Consider the following 24,283-nt stretch of genomic DNA (forward strand, 5'->3'; position numbering starts at 1 on the left):
CGCCGAAGTGCTCGCCACGTTCCCCCGCGGAACCCAAGGCATCACACCCCTCCGCTGAACAAGGCCGCCGCATGTCCGAAGCGAAATACATTCCCCTGGTCGCACTGGGAGGTGCGCTCGGAACTCTGGCGCGTTACGGGCTCTCGACGGTCATTCCCAATGCCGGGGCGTTGCCGGTCAATGTGGTCGTCATCAACCTGAGCGGCGCCTTGCTGCTGGGGTGGCTGCTCGAAGCGCTGAAGCTCGGCGGCCCCGACACGGGAAGCCGCAAGGCCGCCCGGCTGGGTCTTGGCACCGGGTTGTTGGGCGGCTACACCACCTACAGCATGTTCGTCGTCGACGAGACCGGACTCATCGACACCGGCAACTTCGTTGGTTCGCTCGTCTACGCCCTGCCCACCGTGGCGCTGGGTGTGCTGGCGGCCCTGCTCGGCGCCGCCACCGCCAGGGCGCTCCATCGGGCACGCATGACGGGTGACTCATCATGATCGTCTGGACCGTTGTACTCGTCGGAGTCGCGGGAGGGCTCGGGGCCGCGGCACGATTCTCGCTCGACACGCTCATCACGCGCTACTCGAAGCGCGTTCCCATCCCGATCGGAACAATGATCATCAATGTCACCGGGTCATTCTTTCTGGGTGTGGTGACAGGGCTGGCGACAGCGGGCCTACTCACCCCCGAACTGCGCCTGATCGCGGGCACAGGGTTCTTGGCGGCCTATACGACGTTCAGCACCGCGAGCACTCAGACGGCCGACCTGTTCCGCGCGCGAAAGGGGGTCGCTGCCGTGGTGAACGGTCTCGTGATGCTGGTCGCCGCGGTCGCGGCGGCAGCGATCGGGTTGTGGCTCGGATCGGGCGGCGCCGGCTGAGATGCGAGGGAACGGACAGTCCCTTCAGATCCCGGTGGGCCCGATCAGGTCGCGATCCGTAGGCCCGGAGAGCTGGTGCCGCGACGTTATCTGCAGCTTGGTGAACACCTTCGCGAGGTGATACTCCACCGTTCGAGAACTGAGGAACATCCGCGAGGCGACTTCGCTGTTCGTGAGCCCCTGACCGACGAGCTGGGCGATCTGCGATTCCTGCGAGGTGAGTCCGCTGCCGGCATCGGCGCGCCGAGCGCCGGTCAGGATGCCGAGGGCGTGGAGTTCCTGCTGGGCACGGAGCGCGAACGCTGTGGCACCCATGTCGGCGAACACCTGATGGGCGCGCAGCAGATGGATGCGGGCGTCCGGCCTCCGCCTCTGACGACGGAGCCATTCCCCGTAGACCAGGGTCGCGCGCGCCAGATCGAGGCGGCTGGGAGTGCGTTCCAACAGGTTGATCGCTTCGAGGTAGCCCGACTCGGCGTCGGCGCCGGAGCTCAGAAGGGCCTTCGAGCGCGCATAGACGCCTCGAGCCCAGTCCGTGCCGTAACCCGCGGTCGCCGACTCGAGCTGGGCGAGCTCGCTCGACGCATCCGCCCCTTTCACTCGGCTTGCCGCCTCGATCGCCTCGGCGAGTGCCCAATTCGTGGCCGAATGCAGCGGGTTGCTCTGCCCACCGGCCAACCGTGCCCACTCCAGCGCCCTGTCGAAGTGCCCGCGACTGTTGTTCAGCACCGCCGCACCCCAATACGCGATGGCCAGGCCGCTCCCGTCTGCACGCCCTTCGGAGTCGGCGATCGTCGCGCGCACCAGCTTGTCGAGTTCGCTGTCCGATCCTTCGACCGCAGCGACCCCGATGGCGGCCGTCGGAGCCATCCGGCTTCCGGTCACGGCTGCGATCGTCTGCATCTCACGCACGGCTTCGACGGCGGCAGACGACTCGCCACGAAAAAGATGAGCGTAGGCGCGAGTCGTGAGCGCGATGGGGAGCTCGGAATAGTCGCCGGCCTCGCGGGCGTACCCGAGGTGCCGGAGGGACACCGCGTCCCAGGTGGTGAAGTCCCACGCGGCGAGAGCGGAGATGGTGGCGTGCCACATCCAATGGATGTGGGTGCGTTCGTCGTCGATCTCGCCGCTGAACGGGGCGAGGGCTTCTTGCAGGTTCCGCTTGGCCGAGGGGTCGTCATCTGTGAGCACCCGGGTCATCGCGTCGAGCAGGAGGTGGGCGGGGCGGCTTCCGGGAGTGGGCTCAGCCGCGAGCCAGCGCTCGGCGACCCGTCGGGCACCCGTCTCCGCGAGCGACGCGCCGAACATCGCCGCCGACAGGGCTTCCAGGTAGGCCTCCCTCGCGCCATCCGGATCGTCAGGTGCGAGATGCTCGGCCGCGTCGAGCAGCAGCGACACCGAAGCGCCCCCGCGATCTCGGGCGAAGGCGATTCTCGCTTCGGTCAGTTTCGACTCCGCGAGCAGTCTCTCGGGCAGGCACCCGGCCGCCGCAGCGATGTCGCGGGTCGCGAGGTCATATTGCCCGGCGGCGAGCTCGGCCTGCGCGATCCGGAGCAGCCACTCCGCTTTGCGGACGTCATCCGAGCTCACCTGCACCGCTTGATGGAGAAGCGCCGCGGCGGCGGCCGTTCCACCGCGGGCTTGCAGGCGGGCGGCGGCCGCGGCTAAGTCGGCGGCAGCGTCGTCGTCGGTATCCGGAGCAGCTCGGGCACGGTGCCAGGCGAGCAGATCGGGATCGGCATCACCGGTGATGGTCGTGGCCAGGGCGGCGTGCGCGGCTCGCACCGCGTCCGGGGTCGCGGCGCGGTAGACGGCCGATCGAACGAGCGGATGGCTGAAACGCATGGGAGGGTGTGCGAGGCCGGCGGCGATGGCAGGCTGGAGCGCCGATGCCTGCACCCCCAACGTCGAGGCGGCGGCGAAGATGATGTGCGACTGCGCCGTGGGTTCGGCGGCGGCGACCAGCAGCAGGCGCTGGGTGTCGTCGGGCAGGGCGCCGAGGAGGCGCTGGTAGTGCTCTTCCATCCGACTGGGGCTCGCGGTCGTGGCGGGGAGGATCATGCCCGTCGAGATCTCGGCTCGGCTCAGTTCCCGTGCCGACTCGACGATCGCGAGCGGATTGCCGTCTGCTTCGTCGAGGACGCGCTCCATGGCCCGCGGATCGATGGGCCCGGGCACCAACGATGACAGCAGGGTTTCGGCATCGTGTCGCTCGAAGGCTTCGACCGTGATCGGCGGTACGCCGTCGAACAGCGCGGTGCTGCTCGGCGCCCTCAGTGCGAACACCATTCCGACGGGTTCGAATCCGAGTCGCCGCGCCACGAAGCCGAGCACCTGGGCCGACGCCTCGTCGAGCCACTGGGCGTCGTCGACGAGACAGAGGATCGGCGTCGAACGAGAGGCTTCCGACAACAGACCGAGCGCTGCGAGCCCGACCAGGAACTTGTTGGGCGCGTCGCCCTCTCGTTGCCCGAAAGTGATCTCGAGCGCCTCCCGCTGCGGCGCCGGAAGTGCTGACATGGATTGCTCGAGCGGGCGGCACAGCTGGTGCAGCGCAGCGTAGGCGAGTTCGACCTCGGATTGGATGCCGGTGACGCTCAGGAGTTCGATGTCGTGGGCGCGCTTTGCCACGTAGTCGAGCAGCGTGGTCTTGCCGATGCCCGCGCCGCCATCCAAAAGGAGTATCGAGCTCCGCCCTTCGCGAATGCTTCTCAGCAGGGCATCGAGCTGAGTCCGTTGGGGATGACGGTCAAGCACACCATCAGGCTACTACGCCCCGCATCGCAGGATTGAGGCGGATGCCCCACGCGCGGCACCCGCCCACGGCGCGAACCTGAAACCATGACAACGACACCGCGACACGCAGTCCAGGCACTTCTCGACCATCCACGACTCCCCGACGGCGACGACGAACGATTCACCGGCTACGGCGTGATGGGGATGCCCTTCGCGACCGGCCACTACCTCGCACTGCGCGACATGGTGGCCACCTCGATCGGACCGGCCTACCGAGCCCTCTGGCATCGCGACCCGGCCGGCCACTGGACCATCCACACCACCGGCGCCTTCGAATCGTCCTGCCCCCGGTACTTCGGGTCGGTGACCACGAACATCCGGGTGCCCGCCATCGACGTGTCCTGGCGCGACGATCACACGCTCGACGTGGCCCTCGGCACCACGGTGACCTGGCGCATCGAACTGGGATCGACTCCCGCGACACGGATGATGACGACCATGGGAGGCGTGCTCCCCGCGTTCGCCTGGAACAGCGGAGCGGTGCTCGCCGCCATGGAGCCGATGGCACGCCACATGCTCCGATCCGGGCGCATGAGACTGCAGGGCGCGACGCCGAACGGCCATCGCTTCCGGTCGGCGCCGGTGAAGGTTTGGCGTGTGGTCGGAGGCGCAGCCTCGTTCAACGGCCACGACCTCGGCGCACCGGCACCGCTTGACGTGCAGACCCGGCTGGGTGACTTCTGGCTGCCGCAGCGGGGGATCTTCTTCATCGGTCGAGCCCGGTTCAGTCCTCAGGTCGACTCGGGCCAGCCGCTGGAGACCGTCGATCGGGCCGCCCGCATCCGCCGGCCCGCCGGTGCCACAATGGAAAAATGACCGTTGCCGCACGGCTGCCGCGACGAGTCGAGGTGCTCGCCGGGCTCTCGGTGGCGATCGACCTCGGGCTCGGTCAGCCGGCGGAGCACATGCTCCGCTCGGCGGTCGTCGCCTGCGGCCTGGCCGACCGACTCGGTCTCAGCCGGCAGCAGAAGTCCACGGTCTACTACACGACGCTACTGATGTGGATCGGTTGTCATGCCGACTCGCACGAATACGCCCGCTGGTTCGGCGACGACATCGCGGTGCGGCGCGAAGCCTATCTGGTCGACTGGTCGGGGATGCCGTACTTGCGTTTCCTGGTCGGTAACGTCGCACGCGGTGAGCCGCTCGGCGAACGGGTGCGCGTGATGGCGACGCTGATGCGGGATGCCCGCGGTCAGCTCGCCACGTTGATCCACTCCCACTGCGCCTCGGCCGCGCTCCTGGGCCGGCACATCGGACTCGACGCGGATGTCGAGCGGGCGCTCGCGTACACCTTCGAGCGTTTCGACGGCGGCGGGCTCCCGGCCGGAGTGTCCGGTGCCGACATCCCGATCGAGATGCGAGTGGCTCAGCTCGCCGACGTCGCCGAGGTGCACCACCGCCTGTACGGAGTCGAAGGAACGGTCGCGCTGGCGCGGAGCCGGCGCGGTGGTCAGTTCGACCCGGCCGTGGTCGACGCGTACACGAGCGACCCGGAGGCGCTCTTCCCGGCTCCCGGCGACGACCCGTGGGAGCGCGCCCTGTCGATCGCCCCGGAGGCCGGCACCCGGCTCGATGAATCGCAGCTCGATGTGCTGCTGACCGCGATCGGCGACTTCGCCGACCTCAAATGCCCCTTCGCGCTCGGCCACTCCCGCAGCGTGGCCGCACTCGCCGAGGCGGCCGCCGTGCAGCTCGCCCTTCCGGCCGACGACGTGACCGCGATCCGCCGAGCCGGCCACCTCCACGACATCGGGCGCATCGGCGTGTCCAATCAGGTCTGGTCGAAGCCCGCCGAGCTGACGGGGGCGGAATGGGAGCGCGTGCGGATGTATCCCTATCTCACCGACCGGGTGCTGACCCGGATCACCGGACTCGACCACGTCGCCGCGATCGCTCGCGCTCACCACGAGCACCTCGACGGATCGGGGTATCCGCTGGGTCTGTCCGGCGCGGCGCTTGGCCGGCCCGAGCGGATTCTGGCCGCCGCCGTCGCCTATCGATCGGCGCTGGAGCCGCGGCCCTACCGCGAACCGCTCACTCCGGAAGGCGCTGCGGCACGGCTTCGGAACCGGGTTTCCCGTGGGCATCTCGACCCCGACAGTGCGGATGCGGTGTTGGCCGTGGCCGGTCACGTGCGGTCGAGGGCGCCTCGTGACGACTCGCTCACCCCGCGCGAGACCGAGATCCTCGGCCTCGTTGCGCGGGGACTCTCCAATCGGGAGATCGCGCACCGCCTCGTGCTCAGCGAGAAGACGGTGCGCAACCATGTCGAACGCAGCTACACGAAGATCGGCGCCAGCAACCGGGTGGGCGCGAGTCTGTTCGCCCTCGAGCACGGACTGGTGGCGCCGGTCGACGGCCTTTAGCGGTGTCAACCCCCGTCTATGAGGTGCCCGGCCGGCGTAGCGTCGCAGACGAGGGAACGCTCTCTCCGAAGAGAACTCCGAACAGAACGAAGGAAATCATGCCGAAGCCTGTTGCCTGGATAGCGATGATCGCCGTGGGAATCACCGGGTACATCATCGGAACTCGTGTGAAAGCCGCCCAGAACGTGACGAAGAAGGCCCGCAAGAAGATCAAGAGGTAGCTCCTTACTGAGTATGTGGGGGGAATCGGGCCACGGGGAGCGCGAGAATGCCGGGTGCCGTATGGTGAGGGGACGCTGTCCTGGACCCAGGCCGCATCGCTCACCGGCTTCTGCTGGGTGACGGGCCAGGAGGACACCATCTCGAAGTTTCCGGTCGAACGGGCGCCGACCCTCTGCGATCCCTTCGTGGCGTCGCTCCCAATCACGCGGGCCGCGATCTCCACGTTGAAGAATCCCTTCGACGCCGAGACGGTCTGTGCGAGCGACGCCTTGGCCGCGCATCTCGACGAGCTCCAGATCGACCTGGGGGAGGGACCGTGCTGGCAGGCGCTCAGCGCGCGAGCTCCCGTGCTCGTCTCCGATCTGCAGCACACCCGGAGCCCGACCTGGCCGAGCCTGCACACCGCGATCGCGCAGTTCGGCATCCACTCCGTCTTCGCCTTTCCGCTGTTCGTCGGTGAACTGGACATCGGCGCGGTCGACCTCTACGCCGATACGCCGCAGCTGTTCACGACCACCGACGTCGCACGCGCCTCCGCGCTGGCCGCCGCTGCCGCGGTGGACGTTCTGAACCAGGCCCTCGATCGGCGGCCGGCTCACGACGGCGACCCGGCACAGGACGGGCCGTTCTCACGCCGCGAGGTGCATCAAGCCACCGGCATGGTGATCGCGCAGATGAAGGTCAGCCCGGAGGATGCGCTTTTGCTCATCCGCGCTCGCGCCTTCGCCGACGGGCGATCGGTTCGCGACATCGCATCGCAGATCGTCAACCGGGAGATATCGTTCCCCCTGTGACCGGCCGGAAGAGTTAGGTTGGGGACATGGTTATCGCGGCCGACCGGGAACAACAACTGCTCACGACCTTCGTCGAACTGGCAGACACGCTGGTCGTCGGTTACGACGTCGTCGATCTGCTCCACACGCTCGTCGAGCGCTGCGCCCTCATCCTCGAAGCCACGGATGCCGGCATCCTGATCCCCGATGAAACGGGGGCCCTCGAGGTGGTGGCGTCGACGAGCGAACGGAGCCACCTGATCGGGCTCCTCCAACTCCGCGCCGACGAAGGCCCGTGCATCGATGCCTATGAGACCGGCCGCCTGGTGACGGTGGAGAACATCGCCGGCACCTACGCACGCTGGCCCAAGTTCGCCACGGCTGCCGCCCAGGTCGGCTACCAGTCGATGCACGCCATTCCGCTGCGACTGCGCGGTGAGACCATCGGGTCGCTGAACCTCTTTCGCGACAAGGTCGGTCCGCTCGACCCGGAGGACGCGATGGCGGCCCAGACCCTCGCCGATGTTGCGACCATCGGGATTCTTCAGGAACGCGCCCTCCGCGAATCGGACATCGCTCGTGAGCAACTCCAGCACGCGCTCAACAGCCGGGTGCTCATCGAGCAGGCCAAAGGAGTGCTCTCCCAAGTCGAGGGCCTTTCAATGGAAGACGCGTTCTCACAGATGCGGACGCAGGCCCGCAACACCGGAACGCGACTGTCGGTGGTCGCCGAACGGGTGATATCCCAGGCTCAGTCGCGCTAGCGTTCAGACCCCGTGCTCTCCGGGCAGGAGGAGTTCGTCGTAACGACCGTCGGCTTTGAGGGGCCGAACCGTGACGATGCTCCGCAAGGGTGAGACCACGTAGTGATCCCACTCCGCGTGGATCAGCACACTCGCGACCGCATCCCTGACGGCCGCATCGGTGGCGTCGGAGACGCCGGTGGCGTCGTCGGTCAAGTGCGCCACCTTGAACGCTTCGTCGTCGAGCACGAATTCGATGTCGACCAGAACGCGGTGATGAGACACGAGCTCCTCACACCCGCACAGCGGAGAGCGGGGCCGGCTCGTCGACGAGATGCAGACCAGTGCCGGTGTTCGCGGTCTCGATGAGCATCCGTACCCATTGTTCGTTGATCGCCATCGGGCGGCTGCCGTTGAACCGGAACCGGAGCTCGGTCGTCGGGCTGATCCACATCGTCTCCCGGCCGCTGCCGCTGTGGGCGGGGTAGACGAACGACAACGCGACGCACTTGTCCGCGCGGAGAAGACTGAGGATCGCGACCTTCAGGTGCGCGAGCGGGCGGTCGTCGATCTCGACCGCGAATCCGGTGGTGCCGTAGAAGAGAAAACCCATGAGCTGGTGCCCCGATCCGGTCTAGCTCGCGACCGAGACGAGCCGCCGCAGGTCGGCGCCTTCCGGAATCAACTGCAGTCCAGTCGATCCGTCAGCTCGGGAGAGCATCGCGTCGATCCACGCGCGATTGAGCTGCGGGGCGCGAGAACCGAGGAAGTGGAACCGGATGTCGGAAGTGGGCGTGATCCAGATGGTCTCCCGTCCGCTGCCCTCGCTCGTCGGATGGGCGAAACTGAACGCGATGCTCTGCCCGTTCCGCAGCAACGTCAGAATGACGACTTTCAGGTGTGCCAGAGCGCGATCGTCGATCTCGATCGAGAACCCCGACTGTCCGTAATGGAGAGTGCCCATGATGCCTGCCCCTGTTCGATGCGGAGCGGACGCTGCCGTGCCTGTGCTGTCCGGAGAAAACGTCCGTGACCAGGTCCGGGGTCTCTTCCAGGATAGCGCCCTGGGCGCAGGGGCGCCATCGTTTCTGCACTGCGCGAATCATGCGCCCGCACGGCAGCAAATGCAAGGGTCCGCAGGAAGTCGGTGCCTGGAGCAGAGTGAAAATGCGAGCGACAGGCCGTCGCCGGTATCAAACGGAGGATCGCATGTATTTCCACGTTCAGGAATGGATCAACGACATCGCCGAGGACGAGCCAGACCCCGCGGCCGCGAACGCCCTGCAGGAGGGCCTCGGCGGCCAATTCGGCGAGATGCGCACGATGATGCAGTACCTGTTCCAGGCCATGAACTTCCGCGGTGCGGCCGCCAAGCCCTACCGTGACCTCATCCAGGGCGTCGGCACCGAGGAGATCAGCCATGTCGAGCTGATCGGCACCACCATCTCGCGCCTGCTCGACGGGGCACCGGATTACCACGGCAAGAAGACCGATCCCCTCGACACCCCGGGGGCCGGGGGCGCGACTCCGCTGAGTATTGCGCTCGACACGGGCAACATCCACCACTACCTCGTCGGTGCGCAGGGTGCCTTGCCGGTCGATGCGGCCGGGAACCCGTGGCTCGGCAGCTACGTCTACAACTCGGGCAACCTCGTGCTCGACCTGCTCTACAACCTGATGCTGGAGTCGACCGGACGGCTGCAGAAATGCCGCATCTACGAGATGACCGCCAACAAGACCGCGCGTTCGACCATCGCCTACCTGATCGTGCGCGACCAGGCTCACGAGAACGCATACGCCAAGGCGCTCGAGACTCTCGGCATCGACTGGAAGAAGACGCTGCCGATTCCGAAGACCAACGCCGAGAAGTTCCCCGAGGTGAAGAAGCTCGTCGACCTGGGTCTGCAGAGCAAGCAGTACTCCTTCGACCTCACCGGCGCATCCGAAGCCGGCCGCATCTTCCAGGGGGCGTCGCCGTCGAATGACGGCACCGAGCTGGATGCCACCCAGCAGGCACCGAAGGGCACGCCGTCGTTCATCGCACCCGAGCGGCTCGAGGAGTTCTCGCCGGGCCTGGACCCTGAGCTGCTGAAGCTCATCCAGAAGACCGCCGAGCTCGAACTGGCCGAGGTCGAGGCGAGCTTCGGGCCGACCGCAGCATGAGTGAACGCCGGAGGGCCGTGGCGGACGGCCGACCCTCCGGCGAACTTCCGCTCGAGGTGACCATCGTCATCCCGGTGAAGAACGACGCCGCGCGGTTGCGCACCTGCCTCGAAGCGATCCGTCGTCAGACCGTTGCGCCCGACGAGGTGATCGTTGTCGACAATGCGTCGACGGATGACTCGGCTTCCTGGGCGACCGCATGCGCTGATCCGACCGGTCCGAACGGGCGGGTCAGCGGCGGGCGGCAGCCCCCGGGCGCAGACGGATGAGCCGCTGCGGACCCTCCTCCTCGAGCTCGGCCACGTCGGATCGCGACGAGAGGAAGTCGGTGAACGACCGGTAGCCGAGCGGCTTCTCGTTGAACGACGGGTCCATCCGGCGCATCTGGTTCTTCACCGTGCCGGTGTTGAGCCACTCGTCGGCGTCGCCCTTCGCGTGCCCGATCTGCAGGGCGCGCACGAGGAGCTCGGTGGCGACCGTCTGGGGATCGATGTCCTCGGCCGGCTCCGGCTCGTCGTACGACGTGTCTTCGCTGTGCGAGAAGGTGGGGATGGTGACGCGACGCGAGCGCGTCGCCGCCTTCTTGGCCGGGGTGTCGGCGGCGTCGGCGGCATCCGTCGACTCCGTGGTGTCGACCGGTCCGGCGGTCGAGGCACGACGACCCGACGCCCGCTTGGCCGAGGCGCCGGCAGCGGTGCCGGCGGCGGTCGCAACGGTGGCGACGACCTTCTCGATGCCGGGAAGCGAGTCGTAGTCCTCGAACTCGTCGCACGCCGCGGCGAGCGACGTGCTGGTCGACCCGGCCACGCCGATGCCTACCACGAATCGGCCGAGCCGCTTCGACTTCTGCGCCAGGGCGATGTAGTCCGAATCGCCCGCCACGATGATCACGTGCGTGAGGTCGGGCAACCGGAAGAGGTCTTCGACCACGTCGACGGCGAGCCGGATGTCGGCGCCGTTCTTCGTTCCCCGGGTGGTGGTCGTGAACAACTGCGTGAGGTCGACCGCGCGCGACATCAGCTGGCGCTGGTAGCTGGCGTTGACCGGCACCGACCAGTCGGCGTAGGCCCGGTTCACCACCATCGTGCCGAACGAGGCAGCGAAATCGATGATGGCGTTGAAATCGACCGTCGCGGCGGCGAGGCGGGCGGCGATCTCGGGGTCGGCATCCGGGGCCGACTTGTCGAAATCGCGGATGCCGTCGCGCTGGAAGGCGTTGCGCCCGTGCAGCTGCTGATAGCGCGAGATGACGATGTTGTCGAAGTCGATGTAGAGGCCGACGCGGGATTCGCTCGGTTCGGTCATGGCATGCTCCTTAACGGAAAGCGGAAGACCCAGGCGCGATCCGGTGCCATCAGTCTATGGTCGATCTCACCAGGACCCACCTCGTGCCTGCTCCTTCCCGCCGCCGCTGACCGTTGATCGTCGCGTTCGTGGCCAGCGTCACCCGTGCAGGTCGTGATGCTGTTGATCGGGGTCGTCTTTCTGCTCTGCCGCGGCCACCGTCGGCGTGCTGAGTGTGGCCAGCCGGCGCACGCGATCCGAGGCCCAGCCGCGCATTCCGTTGGAGCTCGCGCTGAACACCATCCCGAGCGCCGGTGCGGTGAGGTAGGCGCGCTGGGGCGCGGAATCAGGATGTCGGTGCGGCCTCGCGTCTGCGTTCGGGCACCGTCGCGGGGATGCCGCGCGAGAACAGCAGCGCCAGCACCGAGATCGCGATCAGCCCGAAGAACGCGACCCGCAGCGACGAGAGCTGCGACTCGCGGTAGATCGTCGCGAGCGACTCGGCCTCATCGGCACTCAGGCCCGCCTCCTGGCCGATCTCGGCCACACTCGCCGCCGGCACGATCGTGACGCCGCCCTCGGTGGCCTCGCTGATGAGCGCGCGCGCATCCTCGGGCAGCTCGCTCGCAGCCACGCCACCGGCGAAGGATGTCGCCAGGGCGCCGATCAGGATCGACCCGATCAACGCCGTGCCGAGCGATGACCCCAGGTTCTGGAACACGCCCTGCAGCCCGCCGACCTCGCTCGATTCCTTCTCCGTCACGGCAGACATGTTCACGTTGCCGAGTTGGGAGGCGAGGAGGCCGAGGCCGGTGCCGGCGAAGAACATCCCGATCGCAAACAGGATGCTGCGAAGATCTTCGGTGGCTGAACCGAGCAACAGCAGCGCGCTGAACACCAGCACCAGCTGGCCCACCCGAACGATGCGCCGCGGCGACCAGAGCTGCGACAGCCGGGTGCCGATGATCGAGAAGAGCACGAGCGAGATCGAGAGCGGAAAGATCTTGATGCCGGTCTCGAGCGCGTTCAGCCCGAGGGTCATCTGCAGATACACCGGAACGATGAAGAACAGGCCTGCAGTCACCGTGTACTGCGCGCCGAGCACGCTGAGGCCGCTGCGCAACTGCCGGATGGAGAACATCTCCATGTGCACGAGCGGGGGCCGCCCCCGTTTCACGAGCGAGAACTGCCGGTGCACGAAAGCCCAGATGAGCAGTCCGCCGACCAGCATGAACCAGGCGGTGAGCGAGACGCCGAGCGGAGCGATCTCGACCCCGCCGATCTCGGGGGAGGAGAGTGGGCGCACCCAGCCCCAGGTCTTGCTCTGCAGCATTCCGAACACCACGAAGACGAGCCCGGAGGCCGAGAGCAGCACGCTCGGCACGTCGATGCGCACGGATTGCCGGGGCGTCGCATCCGAGATCAGGCGGGTGAAGATCACGACCACGGCCATGATCACCACCTCGGCCACGAAGACATAGCGCCAGCTGAAGTAGGTGGTGACGAAACCGCCGATCAGCGGCCCGATCGCGACGGCGCCGCCCGACACCGCTCCGATGATCGCGTAGGCCGTGATGCGTTCGCGGCCCTTGTAGTTGTCGGCGACCAGCGCGGCGATCGCCGGGATGACGAGCACCGCGCCGAGACCCTCGATGATCGACCAGCCGAGGAAGAGCACCTGGATGTTCGGGCTCAGCGCCGTCACCAGCGACCCGAGGGCGTAGATGCAGGAGCCGATGACGAACGCCCGCCGCCGCCCCCAGATGTCGCCGAGCTTGGCGCCGAGCAGCATCGCTGCCGCCATCGTCAGCGTGTAGAACGTGATCGCCGCCTGGAGCGACGACACGGTGGTGCCGAGATCGGCGACCACAATGGAGATCGATACGTTCATCACGGTGCCGTCGAGCACCATCACGAACTGCGCGGCGCCCAGCACGACGATCACCGACCATTTCTTCATGGCTCAGTGTGGCGCGAGGCGCGCTCGCGTGCATCGCCCGCAGAGGGTGATGCGTGCGATCGAGTGGGCACGATTCGTCGAAGCGCGACCGGAGTCGCGACGAATCGTGCCCACTCGATGCGCGGGGTCAGTCTCGGCGGTAGCGGGGGCGGTCTTCGCGCTTGGCGGAGTTGCCGCCGCGGTCGGGGCGCAGCTCGATGAGCACGCCGCTGATGCGGGTGTTCTCGAGGCGGCGGAGGGTGTCGTCGGAGAGATTCGCCGGAAGCTCCACGAGCGAGAAGTCGGGACGGATCTGGATGGCGCCGAAGTCGCCCCGGTTGAGCCCGCCTTCGTTCGCGAGCGCGCCCACGATCTGGCGCGGTTCGACCTTCTGACGCTTGCCGACCGCGATGCGGTAGGTGGTCTTCGGGCCGCCGTCGCCGCGTGGGGCGCGGTCGGGGCGGTCGCCTCGGGTGCCGCGGTCGTAGCCGCCGCCCGTGCGGTCGCCGCGGTCGTCGTTGCGGCCGCGCTCTGGCCGGTCGCTGCGCACCCGCTCGCCCCGGTCGTCCTTGTCGAAGCGGTCGAAGCGCTGGGCGCGCTCGGCCTGGGCGTCGAGCAGCAGCGGGGTGTCGCCCTGCGCCACCACGGCCAGGGCTGCCGCGACATCCGACTCCGGCACGTCGTGGTGCTCCACGTAGTGTCCGATGATGTCGCGGAACTGCTGGATCTGCTGCGGATCGGCCAGTGCCGCCGTGATCGAGTCGTCGAAGCGGGTGAGCCTCGTGGAGTTCACATCGTCGACGCTCGGCAGCTTCATCTCGGTGAGGGGCTGACGGGTGGCCTTCTCGATGCTGGTGAGCATCCGTCGTTCGCGCGGAGTGACGAAGCTGATCGCGTCGCCCGTGCGGCCGGCGCGGCCCGTGCGGCCGATGCGGTGCACGTACGACTCGGTGTCGATCGGCAGGTCGAAGTTCACCACGTGGCTGATGCGCTCGACGTCGAGACCGCGGGCCGCGACATCCGTGGCCACCAGGATGTCGAGTTTGCCCGACTTGAGCTGGTTGACGGTGCGCTCGCGCTGAGCCTGCACGACGTCGCCGTTGATGGCGGCGGCTGCGTAGCCACGCGCGCGCAGCTTCTCGGCGAGGGTCTCGGTCTCGTTCTTGGTGCGCGTGAAGACGATCATGCCCTCGAAGTTCTCGACCTCGAGGATGCGGGTGAGCGCGTCGACCTTCTGCGGATACGACACCACGAGGTAGCGCTGCGTGGTGTTCGCCGAGGTGGTGGTCTTGTTCTTGACCGTGATCTCTTCGGGGTCGTGCAGGTACTTCTGCGAGATGCGGCGGATCTGCGCCGGCATCGTGGCCGAGAACAGGGCTACCTGCTTGGTGTCGGGGGTGTCGGCGAGGATGGTCTCGACGTCTTCGGCGAAGCCCATCTTGAGCATCTCGTCGGCCTCGTCGAGCACCAGGTACTTCAGCTCGGTGAGGTCGAGGGTGCCCTTTTCGAGGTGGTCCATGATGCGGCCGGGGGTGCCCACCACGATGTGCACGCCGCGCCGGAGGGCCGAGAGCTGCACGCCGTAGCCCTGGCCGCCGTAGACGGGGAGCACGTGCACGCCGCGGAGATGCGCCGCGTACTTCTCGAAGGCCTCGCAGACCTGCAGGGCGAGTTCGCGGGTGGGCGCGAGCACGAGCGCCTGCGGGGTCTTCTGGGAGAGGTCGAGGCGCGAGAGGATCGGCAGCGCGAAGGCTGCGGTCTTGCCGGTGCCGGTCTGGGCGAGGCCGACGACGTCGCGACCCGCGAGCAGGGGAGGGATGGTGGCGGCCTGAATGGCGGAGGGAGTCTCGTAGCCGACGTCTTTGAGTGCCTTGAGCACGGCGTCGTCGAGGCCGAGGTCGGAGAAGGTTTGCGAGTCGGGGGCAGTGTCTGCCTCGGCCGACGCGGTGGTTGTGCTGGTGGTAGAGGCCATGTGTCAACGGTAGTACCTGCGGCTGGGCGGTTCGCGCCGGTTGTGCAGAAGAGTTGTGCATAGAAAGTGTGCATGCGAGACTGAGTCGCATGAGCGATTCGGATGACTACGTCGGCATACAGCTGGACGCACGTGCGGTTCGCGTGCTCGCGCATCCGCTGCGCTCACGCATCCTGAGCCGCCTACGGCTGACCGGGCCGGCCACCGCCACCGAACTCGCCGCAGCGCTCTCGACGAACAGCGGCGCCACCAGCTACCACCTGCGGGCACTCGAGTCGGTGGGGCTCGTGACCGACACGGGCGAGGGCGTGGGCAAGCGTCGGCTGTGGCGGGCGTCGACCGACTACCACTCGTGGACCAACTCCGACTTCGCCGGCGACGAGGATGCCCGCACCGCTCTCGACTGGTTGCAGCGCGACTACATCCGGCAGTTCGCCACCCGGGCCGAACGATGGCTGGATGCCGCCGACGGCTGGCCTCGTGAGTGGGTCGACGTGCTCGGGCTGAACGACGCGTTCGTGGAGGTCACCCCCGCGCAGGCGGCGGCGTTGCGCGACGACGTGGACGCGCTGTTGGCGCGGTACCGCGCGGCGGGGAGCGGGATGGCGGGGGCCCGCCGCATCCACATATCGACCCAGTCGAGCCCCATCGACCTCCGCCCGCCTGCGGGTGGGCCGCACAATGCAGCGAATGAGTGACACCGACCCCATATACGGCGTCGGTCGTTCGGATTCCCTGCATTACCGACGGCGGGAGCCACGACGGCGCGCGCCGAGACGACACGATCGGGGGCACGGCGCCGCGCTGACGGTGAGGGCTGCCGAACGACGACTCGTGCTGCTGACCGCGACGCGGTGGTTGCCCGTGGGGCTCGTGTTCGGGTTGACGGTGTTGCTGCCACTCGAACGCGGGCTGTCGTTGGTGCAGGTCGGTGGGCTGCTCGCCATCCAGGGCGTTGTCGTGCTCGTGCTCGAGCTGCCGACCGGCGGGCTCGCGGATGCGCTGGGCCGGCGCCCGCTACTCGTCGCCTCGGGCGTGCTGGCGGTGGGGTCGGCGCTGCTGTTCGTCGTCTCGACGGAGTTCTGGATGTTCGCGGTCGCGATGATCGCGCAGGGTGTGTTCCGGGCGCTCGACTCGGGGCCGCTCGAGGCTTGGTATGTCGACGCGGCGCACGCCGTCGACCCCTCGGCGCCGATCGAACGGGGGCTCAGCCGGGCGGCGACGATGCTGGGGGTGGCCATCGCGCTGGGGGCGCTCGCCGGGGGAGGGTTGGTGGCGTGGCATCCGGTGCCCGGGTGGTCGGCGTTGGTGCTGCCGTTCGGGGTGGCAGTGGGGCTGTATGTGGTGCACACGGTGCTCGTGGCACTGCTCGTGCGGGAGCCCCGGCGGGCGGTCGCGCGTGTCGGGGCTCCGATGGGGTCTGCGTGGGCCGCCGCGCGGGACTCGCCTCGGGTGGTGCTTGCGGGCCTGGTGCTGCTGCGGCGGTCGCCCGTGCTGCGCGCCGTCGTGCTGGTCGAGGTGTTCTGGAGTGTGGCGATGATCGCGTTCGAGACGCTGACCCCGGTGCGCCTCGCCGCATTGCTGGGTGGCGAGCAGGCCGCGGGAGCCCTTTTCGGACCCGCCTCGGCGGCGGCCTGGGCGCTGTTCGCCGCAGGGGCGGTGCTCGCCGGGTTCGCGAGCCGTCGGGTGGGCGTGGTCTGGACGGCGATCGGGTCGCGCATCCTGAACGGCCTCTTCGTGATCGCCATGGGGCTGACGGCGGGAGTCGTGGGGCTCGTCGCGGCCTACTGGCTCGCCTACCTCACTCATGGCGCCGCCGGCCCCATGCACAGCACGCTGCTGCACCGGCAGGCGACGAGCGCGAACCGGGCGGTGGTGCTTTCGATCAACTCGATGGTCGCCGGCGGCGCGTACAGCCTCGGCCTCCTGCTCTTCACCCCGTTGGCCGAAGGGTTCGGCACCGGTGTGGCATTCGCGGTGGCCGGGGCCTTCAGTATTCTCGGTGCACTCCTCTATCTGCCCGCACTGCGGCAGGAGCGGAGTCAGCGGGATTCGTAGGGAGAGCTGTGACGGTACGGCCGCGGACCGATTCCGGGTCGCCCGGCAACCGCGATCCGGCCACTAGCATGGTGCGTGCGGAGGGACCGCTCTGGGGGGAGCACGACGACATGGACGAGCCGATTTCGGCACAGCAGACGGCCGCGCCGCAGGCGACGACGGCCGCGGGCATCGACGCGAGGGCCGGGGCGAGCAGTGCGCGCATCCGGGCAGCCCGCATCTGGTTCGGCGGCATCGCCGTGGTGGTGGGCGTTGCGCTCATCATCCAGATCACGCTCATCTTCACCGGCGGGCAAGATGTCAACGCCTTCCAGAGCACGGTGGGTCAGAGTCTCGGCACGCGGTTCTTCCATCTGTTCAGCTACTTCACGATTCAGAGCAACCTGTTCGTGCTCGGCACCTCGATCGTGCTCGCGCTGAACATCTGGAAGAACGGCCGGGTCTGGCGGGTGCTGCGCTTCGACGCGATGCTCGGCATCATCATCACCGGCCTCGTCTACGAGGGAATCCTCGCCGCGCTGGTGCACCCCACCGGCTGGGCGCTGGCGGCCACCATCGGCTTCCACTACATCTCGCCGTGGGCGACCCTGATCGGCTGGTTCATCTTCGGGCCGCGGCCCCGGATGCCGTGGAGCACCACGCTGTTGGCCTTCATCTGGCCAGTGGCCTGGCTGGTGTTCACCTTCGTGGTGGGCGCGATCATGAACTGGTATCCCTACCCGTTCCTCGACGTGACGCTCATCGGCTTCGCCGACTCGCTGCGCAACTGCCTCGTCATCCTGCTGATCGGCGTGATCATCGCGGTCGTGCTGACCCTGCTCGACCGGCACCTGCCGGCCCTCGTGCACGACGGGGCGCCGCGTATGCGCAGCGCTCGCCGCTAGCACTCTCGCGAGTCGCCAAGTACTCCAGGGCGGCCGAAATCCGGCGTCAGGGTCTGGCAGCTCTGCCCGTGAACGCCCACCACACCGGAGCTACCAGACCCTGACGCCGGATTTCGGCAGGTTTCGGGGAGGTCACACTTCCTCGCGGGTCAGTTCGCCGGAGCGGGCGCTGCCGTCGCCGCTGGGGTCGGCAGGGGGGACGGGGTCGGGAGGGGCGTGGGCGCCGTCTGCGTGCTGCCGGCGGGGGCACAGGTGGTGGGCGCCGGCTCGCCCGTGAAGCGGTCGGCGATCCAGGCGGTGTACTCGCCCTTCGCGTCGCCCGGGATGGTCTGGTGCGTCGCACCGTTGTAGATCGTGTACTCGACCGGCTGCCCGAATCCGCAGGCCCGCTCGTAGTACTGCGTGGTTCCGTTCGGGTTCACGACGGTGTCGGCGGTGCCCTGCATCACCAGCAGCGGAGCAGTCGGCGCCACGTAGCCGGGCGTGTTCTCGTCGAGGCGCTTCTGCCAGTCGGCCGGTGTGGTGGGCTGGATGAGCGTCTCGAACGGTGTGGTGAGGTTCGAGCTGAACACGTACGCGAGGTGGTTGACGCACTGCACCCCCGCGGCGGCGAGGGCCTCCTCACCCTCCTTGGTGACGACATCCGAGGCCTTGAGCTCGGGATACGCGGCGAGGAAGCCGCGGTAGACGTTCAACTGCAGGGCCGCGGCGTGTGCCACCGAGGTCGAGTTCTCCGGGCCGGGCGCCACCTGCCCCGCGAACTGCGGGCCGTTGTCGGCCGCCGGCGCGAGTGCCGCGGCGCCGAGCAGGTTGAGCGGAGCCCCGTAGGAGGTGTCCTGCGCCATCCAGACGGATGCGCCGCCGCCCTGCGACCAGCCGAGCACGACCATGTCGTCGCCCGCCTTGGTGGCCTTGATCTGCTGCGCGGCCTTCACCGAGTCCCACACGTTGTTGGTCTCGGAGTCGAGCACCGTGTACTGCTGCACTCCCGGGGTGCCGAGACCCTGGTAGTCGGTCGCGACCACGACGTAGCCTGCGTCGAGCATCTCGGTGAGCGCGGGCACCCCGACATCCTGTTGGAAGGGGCTCTCGTAGGTGAAGAAGTCGACCAGGTCGACGGCCGGCTTCGGCGCGAGCGACGGAGCGCAGTTGCGGCCACCGCCTTCGGTGCCGTGCGCCCAGGCCACGACCTTGCGGCCGCCCTCGGGCGCGTCGCCTTCGGGTGCCACCACGAAGCCCGACGCCGCCACCGGGGTGCCGTCGTGGAGTTCGGAGAGGTAGAGGATGCGCCAGGCTCGCGCGCCATCCGGTGCCGGAACCTCTTCGGAGTCGATGATGTCGCCGTGCTCACCCTTCGGCAGCGGCGACGGCGGCGTGTAGAAGTCGGGGATGCCGAACTGCCCGTCGGTGGTGGGATCGACCTCACCCACCCCGGTGCCGCCGGCGTACGAGCCGCCTTCGACTGTTTCCGGAGAGGCGGTACTCACCGCTCCCGCACCCGAGGTGCAGCCGGTCACCGCCACTCCGGCGAGAACGAACAGCGACGCCGCAGCGACGACCGTCTTGGACAGGCGCAGGCGCGCCGAAAAATCAACCCCGAAGAACCCCATGATTCGGATGCTAGCGGATTCGACGATCTTCCGGTGACGCAGCGCGGCGCAGCTCAGACCCCGCGGTCGGCACGCGACATGTCGCCGGCCGTGGGCGCGCCGTTCCCCGGCCCGTACCTCAGGAACAGGGTGCCCTTCGGAGAGGAGGTCGGAGGTGCGAGCAACTCGAGAGTCGTGGGGAGCCCGTCGTCGGGGAACAGCCGCTTGCCGGCCCCGAGAACGATCGGATAGACCCACAGGTTCAGCTGGTCGAACAGCCCCTCCGCCACGAGCGAGCGGGCGAAGTCGATGCTGCCGATGACGTGGATGTCGCTGTGCCGCTCCCTCAGGGCCGCCACCTCGGTCGCGAGGTCGCCCCCGATCAGGTGCGAGTCGCGCCAGCTCAGGGCCGGCGTGCCCCGCGAGGCGACGTACTTCGGGATGCCGTCGAACTTGCGCGCGATCTCGCTGTCGGCGCCGTCGAGCTGTCTCGGCCAGAACCCGGCGAAGATGTCGTAGGTGCGGCGGCCCAGCAGCAAGGCGTCCATGGCTCGGATTCCCGCCATGATCTGCTCGCCGTCGGCCTCGTCCATGACGGGTGCTTGCCAGCCACCGAAGGCGAACCCGCCGTCGGTGTCTTCGTCGGGCCCGCCCGGGGCCTGCTGCACGCCGTCGAGAGTGCTGAAGAGGTCGATCTGGATGCGTCCGGTCATGATGTCTTCCTACTCTCGTGGCCGATGCAACACAATGGGGGGTGGCGGCGGCGCCATCCGTTTGCGAACCGGTCACCGACGGTTCACCCGGCGTCCGCATCCGGAACCTAGTCTCCGACGATGACCAACGGATGGGGGCGCCGCGCATGATCGACCACGTCGACCCGTTCATCGGCACCGAGGCCACGGCGCTGCCCGAGCCCACGGGGCTCGCGGCGAGCTGGTGGTGGCCGAAGCCGCAGATCGGCAACACGCATCCGGGTGCCACGCATCCGCTCGGCATGGTGTCGGCGTGCGCCTACTCCGGCGCCTATCCGACGGGCTACGGGCGCTACGACCTCAGCCTGGAGGGCGTGCCGCCCACGATCTACGACGCGCAACTGGCGAGCGGATTCACGCACTTCCAGCAGTCGGGAACGGGCGCGATCCGCAAGTACTACAACTACTTCCGGGTGACCCCGATGGTGGAGCCGCTGGATGTGCTCGGCCGCACCTGGGCGCTCACCGAGGAGCAGGCGTCGCCCGGGTATTACACGACCACTCTCGACTCCGGCATCGCTGCGGAGATCACCGTGGGCCCGAAGAGCGCCGTTCACCGGTACACCTTTCCGCAGCATCCGAATGCCCGCATCGTGATCGACTTCTCGCTCGGTGGGCTGGCCATTCCGTACGGCTCGACCATTCCGTTGCGGGCCCACCTCGAGACCATCTCGCCGGGTGTGGCCAGTGGTGTCGTGGTGGCCGAGGGCGCCCCGATCGCCGTGCACGTCGAGTGCGATGCGCCGCAGTGGCGGCAGATGCTCTGGTACGACCGCCGGCTGATGCCGGGCGGAACGCGGCTCGACTTCGACCACATCCGGCCCACGACACTGCGCCCGTTCGGGCTGATGTGGGCGGGGCCGAGCGAGTCGGGGCAGACCATCGAGCTTCGCATCGGCTTCTCGTTGCGCGGCGTCGAGCAGGCCGAGCGCAACCTTCGCGCCGACTGCGGGCCAGGGCCCGCGCGGTTCGACTCACGGCGCGAGCGCACCCAGAAGACCTGGCGCAAGCACCTCAAGACCATCACGGTCGACACCCCCTCGCCCGAGCGCAAGACGGTGTTCTCGACCGCGCTCTACCACTCGCTCATCAAGCCGTCGTTCGCACACTCGGAAAGCCCCTTCTGGCCGAGCGACGGCCCGTTCGCCTTCGACATCGCGACGATGTGGGACATCTACCGCACCCAACTGCCCCTGCTCACCGCACTGCAGCCCGAGAAGGCCGTCGAGCTGGCCAACGCGTTGCTGACCATCTGCGAGGAGGAGGGCAACTTTCCGATCGGCTACCGGATGGCGCGCGGCAGCGACCGCTTCTCGCGCCAGGGCAGCGCGCTCGCGCACACCTTCCTCGCCGATCTGTGCCAGCTCGGCGTGCCGGGAATCGACTGGGACTGGGCGCTCGTGCACATGAGCGACGACCTGCGGCGCACCTACGGCGAGGAGTATCTGCTGCGCGGGGAGGCGCATCCGATCACCCATACCCTCGACATCGCGTTCGGCTACTGGTGCACGGCCCAGGTGGCGCGGCACGTGGGCGACCGGGCGCTCGCCACCCAGTTCGAGGAGCTCGCCGCGCGCTGGGTCAACGCCTTCGACCCCACCACCGGGTTGCTCAAGGACTCCACCTACTACGAGGGCAGCCGCTACAACTATTCGTTCCGTCTGCAGCACGACATGGCGGGACGGATCGAGGTGAGCGGCGGGCGCGAACAGTTCGTCGCCCAACTCGACGAGTTCTTCGGATTCGGTGCGCCGCCGGTGCAGCAGCTCGGTATCGCACCCGGGGTGCCCGAGCTGGTCGCGGGCTATCAACTCGGCCGCTTCGAAGGTCTCAACAACGAACCCGACATGGATGCGCCGTGGGCCTACCATTACGCCGGTCGCCCTGACCGCACGGCCGAGGTGGTGCACAACGCGGTGCATCAGCAGTTCGGCACGGGTCGCGGCGGACTGCCCGGCAACGACGACTCGGGCGGTCTCAGCTCGTGGTTCGTCTGGGCATCGCTCGGGTTGTTCCCGGTGGCCGGGCAGAACCTCGTGCTGGTGAACGCGCCGTCGTTCGCCGCCGCGCAGATCGCGGTGGGTGGGGGAGTGTTCTCGGTGCGCACCGCGGGGTTCCGTGAGCCGGTTGCGGGCGGCCCGGTGCAGTACGTGCAAGCGGCCACGCTCAACGGGCAACCGCTCGAACGCAGCTGGTTGCGCGGCGCGGAGTTCCACGCCGGCGGCGAGCTGCTGATCGAACTCGGGCCCGAACCGAGCGACTGGGGCACGCAGCAGGTGCCGCCGTCGTCATCATCGTCGTCGTCGTCCAAGTCGTCCACGCCCCTCGCGGCGACGCACGACACGGCCACGACGGCCATGACCGCCATGACCGAACCGGCGGCCCTGACCGTCCCGGCCACCACGACAGCTCCGTCCAACGGGACGGGCGCGACCATCACGACTGCCACCACTGGCACGCCCACCACCACAGGCACGACCACCACGACAGGAGAGACCCCATGAACGCGATCCGAAACCGACTCGTCATCGTCGTTCGCGCCGATCCGGTCATCTGCGGCCACTCGGTCGAAGGTCGCAACCTCGCCGAGACGGCGCTGACCCGCGGCTTCGACGAGGTGCGCATCGTCACCTGGCCGATCGAGCGCCTGGACGCCGCCGGCCTGCCACTCAAACCCCTCGATTCGGTGCTGCCCTACAGCCCGGGAATCATCGTGGAGCGACCCGCGCCGGTGGGCGACTACAAGGTGCCCGACGGGCGCTACCTGGCCGGCATCACCGGACGCCTGGTGGAGCTGTTCACCGACGGAGTGCCGACGGTCGCGCTCTCGCTCTACCTGAGCCCCCACACCATCGCGGTGGCCGACGCCGTTCGGGCGGCGTGGGGCACCGGCCTGCCGGTGAACGTCACCACGATCGCCGAGGCCGTCGGCTCGGATGTCACCAACGTGGTGCGCACCGCGGTCGAAGAGGGCCGTTTGGGAGCGGCCGCGCACATCCTCTCGTCGTACCTCTCGCAGGATCACTGCGTCGCCGTCTCGGAGTACACCCGCGACCTCATCATCTCCGAGGCCGCACGGGTCGACGAACAGCACGGCACGCGCTTCGCCGAGCAGTGCCGGGAGCGCATCGCGGTGTCGTATCCAGCGATCGACGCGGCCGCCTATCTCGACCTCGACCCCGGCACGACCGATTCGCTGTTGGAGGCTCGCGGGCTCGCGCGCGACGGCTACCTGCTCTTCCTGTCCCGGCTGACGGATGCGAAGGGTGTGGACGACCTGATCGCCGGCTTCGAGCAGAGCGAACTCGCCGCCTCGACGTCGATGCCCTTGGTGATCGCGGGCCGCGGACCGCAGGCCGAGGCGCTTCGGGAACTGGCCTCGCGCTCGCCGCTGGCGTCGCGCATCCGGTTCCTCGACGACGTCGGAGATGCCGAGAAGCCGTTCCTGATGGCCGGATGCGCCGCCTTCGTCTTGCCGTCGAAGCCGCGCCCCGAGTTCGTGGAGACCTTCGGCATCGCGCTGGCCGAGAAGATGCTGGCGGGCGGTGGGCCGGTGATCACCACGCTCACGGGTGGCATCGGCGAGGCGATCGGCGACCACGCGATCGTGGTGCCGGTGAGCGACCCCGCGGCGATCGCGGCGGCGATCGACCAGGCGGTGCTGCACACGACGCCCGCCGCGCGCGCCGCCGGCGCGGAGGCCGCGCGTGCCTACGCCCTCCAGTTCGATCGGCACGCGGTCTTCGACAAGCTCTTCGCCCCCGTCGCGCTGGCCGAACCGCTTCCGCAGGCCCTCTGAGGCGATTGCGCCTCATTTCGGGAGGAGGAGCGCAGAACGACGGCCGTATTCGACCCTCGTTTCCTTCTC

At 68.4% G+C, this 24,283-nt stretch carries 24 protein-coding genes; 14 read left to right on the plus strand and 10 right to left on the minus strand.

What is annotated here, in order from left to right; genetic code table 11:
- The first annotated feature begins 71 nt into the window (after positions 1-71).
- Together N1027_RS11465 and crcB are read left to right on the plus strand one after the other, a co-directional pair.
- The gene (locus N1027_RS11465) at positions 72-488 is read left to right on the plus strand and encodes a CrcB family protein (RefSeq protein WP_259508007.1); all 417 of its coding nucleotides are present in this window, start codon (positions 72-74) and stop codon (positions 486-488) included.
- Positions 485-871, plus strand: a complete 387-nt coding sequence (gene crcB, locus N1027_RS11470) for a fluoride efflux transporter CrcB (protein ID WP_259508009.1) — start codon at positions 485-487, stop codon at positions 869-871. Before N1027_RS11465 ends, crcB begins: the two co-directional genes overlap by 4 nt.
- A gap of 24 nt (positions 872-895) precedes the next feature.
- Here crcB and N1027_RS20140 read toward each other — a convergent pair whose 3' ends face one another.
- Entirely contained in the window at positions 896-3,628 is a 2,733-nt protein-coding gene (locus N1027_RS20140) for a helix-turn-helix transcriptional regulator (protein WP_259508010.1), read from the minus strand.
- Between the two features lie 84 nt (positions 3,629-3,712).
- Here N1027_RS20140 and N1027_RS11480 point away from each other — a divergent pair, with 84 nt between their 5' ends.
- The 5 genes from N1027_RS11480 (at position 3,713) to N1027_RS11500 (ending at position 7,795) form a co-directional block, all read left to right on the plus strand.
- Entirely contained in the window at positions 3,713-4,483 is a 771-nt protein-coding gene (locus N1027_RS11480) for a hypothetical protein (protein ID WP_259508011.1), read from the plus strand.
- The gene (locus tag N1027_RS11485) at positions 4,480-6,036 is read left to right on the plus strand and encodes an HD domain-containing phosphohydrolase (RefSeq protein ID WP_259508013.1); all 1,557 of its coding nucleotides are present in this window, start codon (positions 4,480-4,482) and stop codon (positions 6,034-6,036) included. The genes N1027_RS11480 and N1027_RS11485 overlap by 4 nt, the downstream gene beginning before the upstream one ends.
- A 98-nt stretch (positions 6,037-6,134) precedes the next feature.
- Complete coding sequence (locus N1027_RS11490) at positions 6,135-6,257, plus strand: hypothetical protein (RefSeq protein WP_259508015.1); 123 nt, start codon at positions 6,135-6,137, stop codon at positions 6,255-6,257.
- 54 nt (positions 6,258-6,311) lie between these two features.
- Entirely contained in the window at positions 6,312-7,052 is a 741-nt protein-coding gene (locus N1027_RS11495; protein ID WP_259508016.1) for a GAF and ANTAR domain-containing protein, read from the plus strand.
- 26 nt (positions 7,053-7,078) lie between these two features.
- Entirely contained in the window at positions 7,079-7,795 is a 717-nt protein-coding gene (locus N1027_RS11500) for an ANTAR domain-containing protein (protein ID WP_284439034.1), read from the plus strand.
- A gap of 3 nt (positions 7,796-7,798) precedes the next feature.
- On the opposite strand, the gene N1027_RS11505 is transcribed toward N1027_RS11500, so the two are convergent.
- From N1027_RS11505 to N1027_RS11515, 3 genes are read right to left on the minus strand one after another with little or no spacing between them, the layout of a single operon-like run.
- The gene (locus N1027_RS11505) at positions 7,799-8,059 is read right to left on the minus strand and encodes a hypothetical protein (protein WP_259508018.1); all 261 of its coding nucleotides are present in this window, start codon (positions 8,057-8,059) and stop codon (positions 7,799-7,801) included.
- A 7-nt stretch (positions 8,060-8,066) separates the two neighbouring features.
- The gene (locus tag N1027_RS11510) at positions 8,067-8,387 is read right to left on the minus strand and encodes a DUF7882 family protein (RefSeq protein WP_259508019.1); all 321 of its coding nucleotides are present in this window, start codon (positions 8,385-8,387) and stop codon (positions 8,067-8,069) included.
- A 21-nt stretch (positions 8,388-8,408) separates the two neighbouring features.
- Positions 8,409-8,738, minus strand: a complete 330-nt coding sequence (locus N1027_RS11515; RefSeq protein WP_259508020.1) for a DUF7882 family protein — start codon at positions 8,736-8,738, stop codon at positions 8,409-8,411.
- Positions 8,739-8,983: 245 nt separating this feature from the next.
- On the opposite strand from N1027_RS11515, the gene N1027_RS11520 reads away from it, so the two are divergent.
- Together N1027_RS11520 and N1027_RS11525 are read left to right on the plus strand one after the other, a co-directional pair.
- Positions 8,984-9,937 (plus strand): manganese catalase family protein, encoded by a 954-nt coding sequence (locus tag N1027_RS11520; RefSeq protein ID WP_259508021.1) that lies wholly within the window; start codon positions 8,984-8,986, stop codon positions 9,935-9,937.
- The gene (locus tag N1027_RS11525; protein WP_259508022.1) at positions 9,934-10,206 is read left to right on the plus strand and encodes a glycosyltransferase family 2 protein; all 273 of its coding nucleotides are present in this window, start codon (positions 9,934-9,936) and stop codon (positions 10,204-10,206) included. The genes N1027_RS11520 and N1027_RS11525 overlap by 4 nt, the downstream gene beginning before the upstream one ends.
- On the opposite strand, the gene N1027_RS11530 is transcribed toward N1027_RS11525, so the two are convergent.
- From N1027_RS11530 to N1027_RS11545, 4 genes are all read right to left on the minus strand, one after another.
- Positions 10,169-11,242, minus strand: coding sequence for an NYN domain-containing protein (locus tag N1027_RS11530; RefSeq protein WP_259508023.1), 1,074 nt, complete (start codon positions 11,240-11,242; stop codon positions 10,169-10,171). The two genes, N1027_RS11525 and N1027_RS11530, sit on opposite strands and share 38 nt — an antisense overlap.
- A 138-nt stretch (positions 11,243-11,380) precedes the next feature.
- A complete protein-coding gene (locus N1027_RS11535; protein ID WP_259508024.1) occupies positions 11,381-11,524 on the minus strand; it encodes a hypothetical protein in 144 nt (47 codons plus the stop codon).
- Positions 11,525-11,567: 43 nt separating this feature from the next.
- Positions 11,568-13,181: an MFS transporter gene (locus tag N1027_RS11540; RefSeq protein WP_259508026.1), complete on the minus strand. Its 1,614-nt coding sequence runs from the start codon at positions 13,179-13,181 to the stop codon at positions 11,568-11,570.
- A 127-nt stretch (positions 13,182-13,308) separates the two neighbouring features.
- Positions 13,309-15,132, minus strand: coding sequence for a DEAD/DEAH box helicase (locus N1027_RS11545; RefSeq protein ID WP_259508027.1), 1,824 nt, complete (start codon positions 15,130-15,132; stop codon positions 13,309-13,311).
- A gap of 89 nt (positions 15,133-15,221) precedes the next feature.
- Between N1027_RS11545 and N1027_RS11550 the strand changes: the two genes are divergently transcribed.
- From N1027_RS11550 to N1027_RS11560, 3 genes are all read left to right on the plus strand, one after another.
- Positions 15,222-15,830: a winged helix-turn-helix domain-containing protein gene (locus N1027_RS11550; protein WP_259508029.1), complete on the plus strand. Its 609-nt coding sequence runs from the start codon at positions 15,222-15,224 to the stop codon at positions 15,828-15,830.
- On the plus strand, positions 15,823-17,190 hold the full coding sequence (locus N1027_RS11555) for an MFS transporter (protein ID WP_259508030.1): 1,368 nt from the start codon (positions 15,823-15,825) through the stop codon (positions 17,188-17,190). Before N1027_RS11550 ends, N1027_RS11555 begins: the two co-directional genes overlap by 8 nt.
- 110 nt (positions 17,191-17,300) lie before the next feature.
- A complete protein-coding gene (locus N1027_RS11560) occupies positions 17,301-18,074 on the plus strand; it encodes a Pr6Pr family membrane protein (protein WP_259508032.1) in 774 nt (257 codons plus the stop codon).
- Between the two features lie 149 nt (positions 18,075-18,223).
- Here N1027_RS11560 and N1027_RS11565 read toward each other — a convergent pair whose 3' ends face one another.
- Both N1027_RS11565 and N1027_RS11570 read right to left on the minus strand, forming a co-directional pair.
- Positions 18,224-19,684, minus strand: coding sequence for an alpha/beta hydrolase family protein (locus N1027_RS11565; protein WP_259508034.1), 1,461 nt, complete (start codon positions 19,682-19,684; stop codon positions 18,224-18,226).
- A gap of 53 nt (positions 19,685-19,737) precedes the next feature.
- A complete protein-coding gene (locus tag N1027_RS11570) occupies positions 19,738-20,376 on the minus strand; it encodes a dihydrofolate reductase family protein (RefSeq protein WP_259508036.1) in 639 nt (212 codons plus the stop codon).
- A gap of 146 nt (positions 20,377-20,522) precedes the next feature.
- Here N1027_RS11570 and N1027_RS11575 point away from each other — a divergent pair, with 146 nt between their 5' ends.
- Positions 20,523-22,919 carry a glycoside hydrolase domain-containing protein gene (locus tag N1027_RS11575; protein ID WP_259508038.1) on the plus strand — a complete coding sequence of 799 codons (2,397 nt, stop codon included), beginning with the start codon at positions 20,523-20,525 and terminating at the stop codon, positions 22,917-22,919.
- The gene (locus N1027_RS11580; protein WP_259508040.1) at positions 22,916-24,214 is read left to right on the plus strand and encodes a glycosyltransferase; all 1,299 of its coding nucleotides are present in this window, start codon (positions 22,916-22,918) and stop codon (positions 24,212-24,214) included. Before N1027_RS11575 ends, N1027_RS11580 begins: the two co-directional genes overlap by 4 nt.
- Positions 24,215-24,283: the final 69 nt, after the last annotated feature.

It is taken from the genome of Herbiconiux aconitum (genome assembly GCF_024979235.1).
In the GTDB taxonomy this organism is placed as follows: Bacteria; Actinomycetota; Actinomycetes; order Actinomycetales; family Microbacteriaceae; genus Herbiconiux; species Herbiconiux aconitum.

Excerpts from the sequence above, each read along its gene's own strand:
- N1027_RS11465 (WP_259508007.1), top strand. The coding sequence starts at position 72 with ATGTCCGAAGCGAAATACATTCCCCTGGTCGCACTGGGAGGTGCGCTC.
- crcB (WP_259508009.1), top strand. The coding sequence starts at position 485 with ATGATCGTCTGGACCGTTGTACTCGTCGGAGTCGCGGGAGGGCTCGGG.
- N1027_RS11480 (WP_259508011.1), top strand. The coding sequence starts at position 3,713 with ATGACAACGACACCGCGACACGCAGTCCAGGCACTTCTCGACCATCCA.
- N1027_RS11485 (WP_259508013.1), top strand. The coding sequence starts at position 4,480 with ATGACCGTTGCCGCACGGCTGCCGCGACGAGTCGAGGTGCTCGCCGGG.
- N1027_RS11490 (WP_259508015.1), top strand. The coding sequence starts at position 6,135 with ATGCCGAAGCCTGTTGCCTGGATAGCGATGATCGCCGTGGGAATCACC.
- N1027_RS11500 (WP_284439034.1), top strand. The coding sequence starts at position 7,079 with ATGGTTATCGCGGCCGACCGGGAACAACAACTGCTCACGACCTTCGTC.
- N1027_RS11510 (WP_259508019.1), bottom strand. The coding sequence starts at position 8,387 with ATGGGTTTTCTCTTCTACGGCACCACCGGATTCGCGGTCGAGATCGAC.
- N1027_RS11515 (WP_259508020.1), bottom strand. The coding sequence starts at position 8,738 with ATGGGCACTCTCCATTACGGACAGTCGGGGTTCTCGATCGAGATCGAC.
- N1027_RS11520 (WP_259508021.1), top strand. The coding sequence starts at position 8,984 with ATGTATTTCCACGTTCAGGAATGGATCAACGACATCGCCGAGGACGAG.
- N1027_RS11525 (WP_259508022.1), top strand. The coding sequence starts at position 9,934 with ATGAGTGAACGCCGGAGGGCCGTGGCGGACGGCCGACCCTCCGGCGAA.
- N1027_RS11530 (WP_259508023.1), bottom strand. The coding sequence starts at position 11,242 with ATGACCGAACCGAGCGAATCCCGCGTCGGCCTCTACATCGACTTCGAC.
- N1027_RS11535 (WP_259508024.1), bottom strand. The coding sequence starts at position 11,524 with ATGGTGTTCAGCGCGAGCTCCAACGGAATGCGCGGCTGGGCCTCGGAT.
- N1027_RS11540 (WP_259508026.1), bottom strand. The coding sequence starts at position 13,181 with ATGAAGAAATGGTCGGTGATCGTCGTGCTGGGCGCCGCGCAGTTCGTG.
- N1027_RS11545 (WP_259508027.1), bottom strand. The coding sequence starts at position 15,132 with ATGGCCTCTACCACCAGCACAACCACCGCGTCGGCCGAGGCAGACACT.
- N1027_RS11550 (WP_259508029.1), top strand. The coding sequence starts at position 15,222 with ATGAGCGATTCGGATGACTACGTCGGCATACAGCTGGACGCACGTGCG.
- N1027_RS11555 (WP_259508030.1), top strand. The coding sequence starts at position 15,823 with ATGAGTGACACCGACCCCATATACGGCGTCGGTCGTTCGGATTCCCTG.
- N1027_RS11560 (WP_259508032.1), top strand. The coding sequence starts at position 17,301 with ATGGACGAGCCGATTTCGGCACAGCAGACGGCCGCGCCGCAGGCGACG.
- N1027_RS11565 (WP_259508034.1), bottom strand. The coding sequence starts at position 19,684 with ATGGGGTTCTTCGGGGTTGATTTTTCGGCGCGCCTGCGCCTGTCCAAG.
- N1027_RS11570 (WP_259508036.1), bottom strand. The coding sequence starts at position 20,376 with ATGACCGGACGCATCCAGATCGACCTCTTCAGCACTCTCGACGGCGTG.
- N1027_RS11575 (WP_259508038.1), top strand. The coding sequence starts at position 20,523 with ATGATCGACCACGTCGACCCGTTCATCGGCACCGAGGCCACGGCGCTG.
- N1027_RS11580 (WP_259508040.1), top strand. The coding sequence starts at position 22,916 with ATGAACGCGATCCGAAACCGACTCGTCATCGTCGTTCGCGCCGATCCG.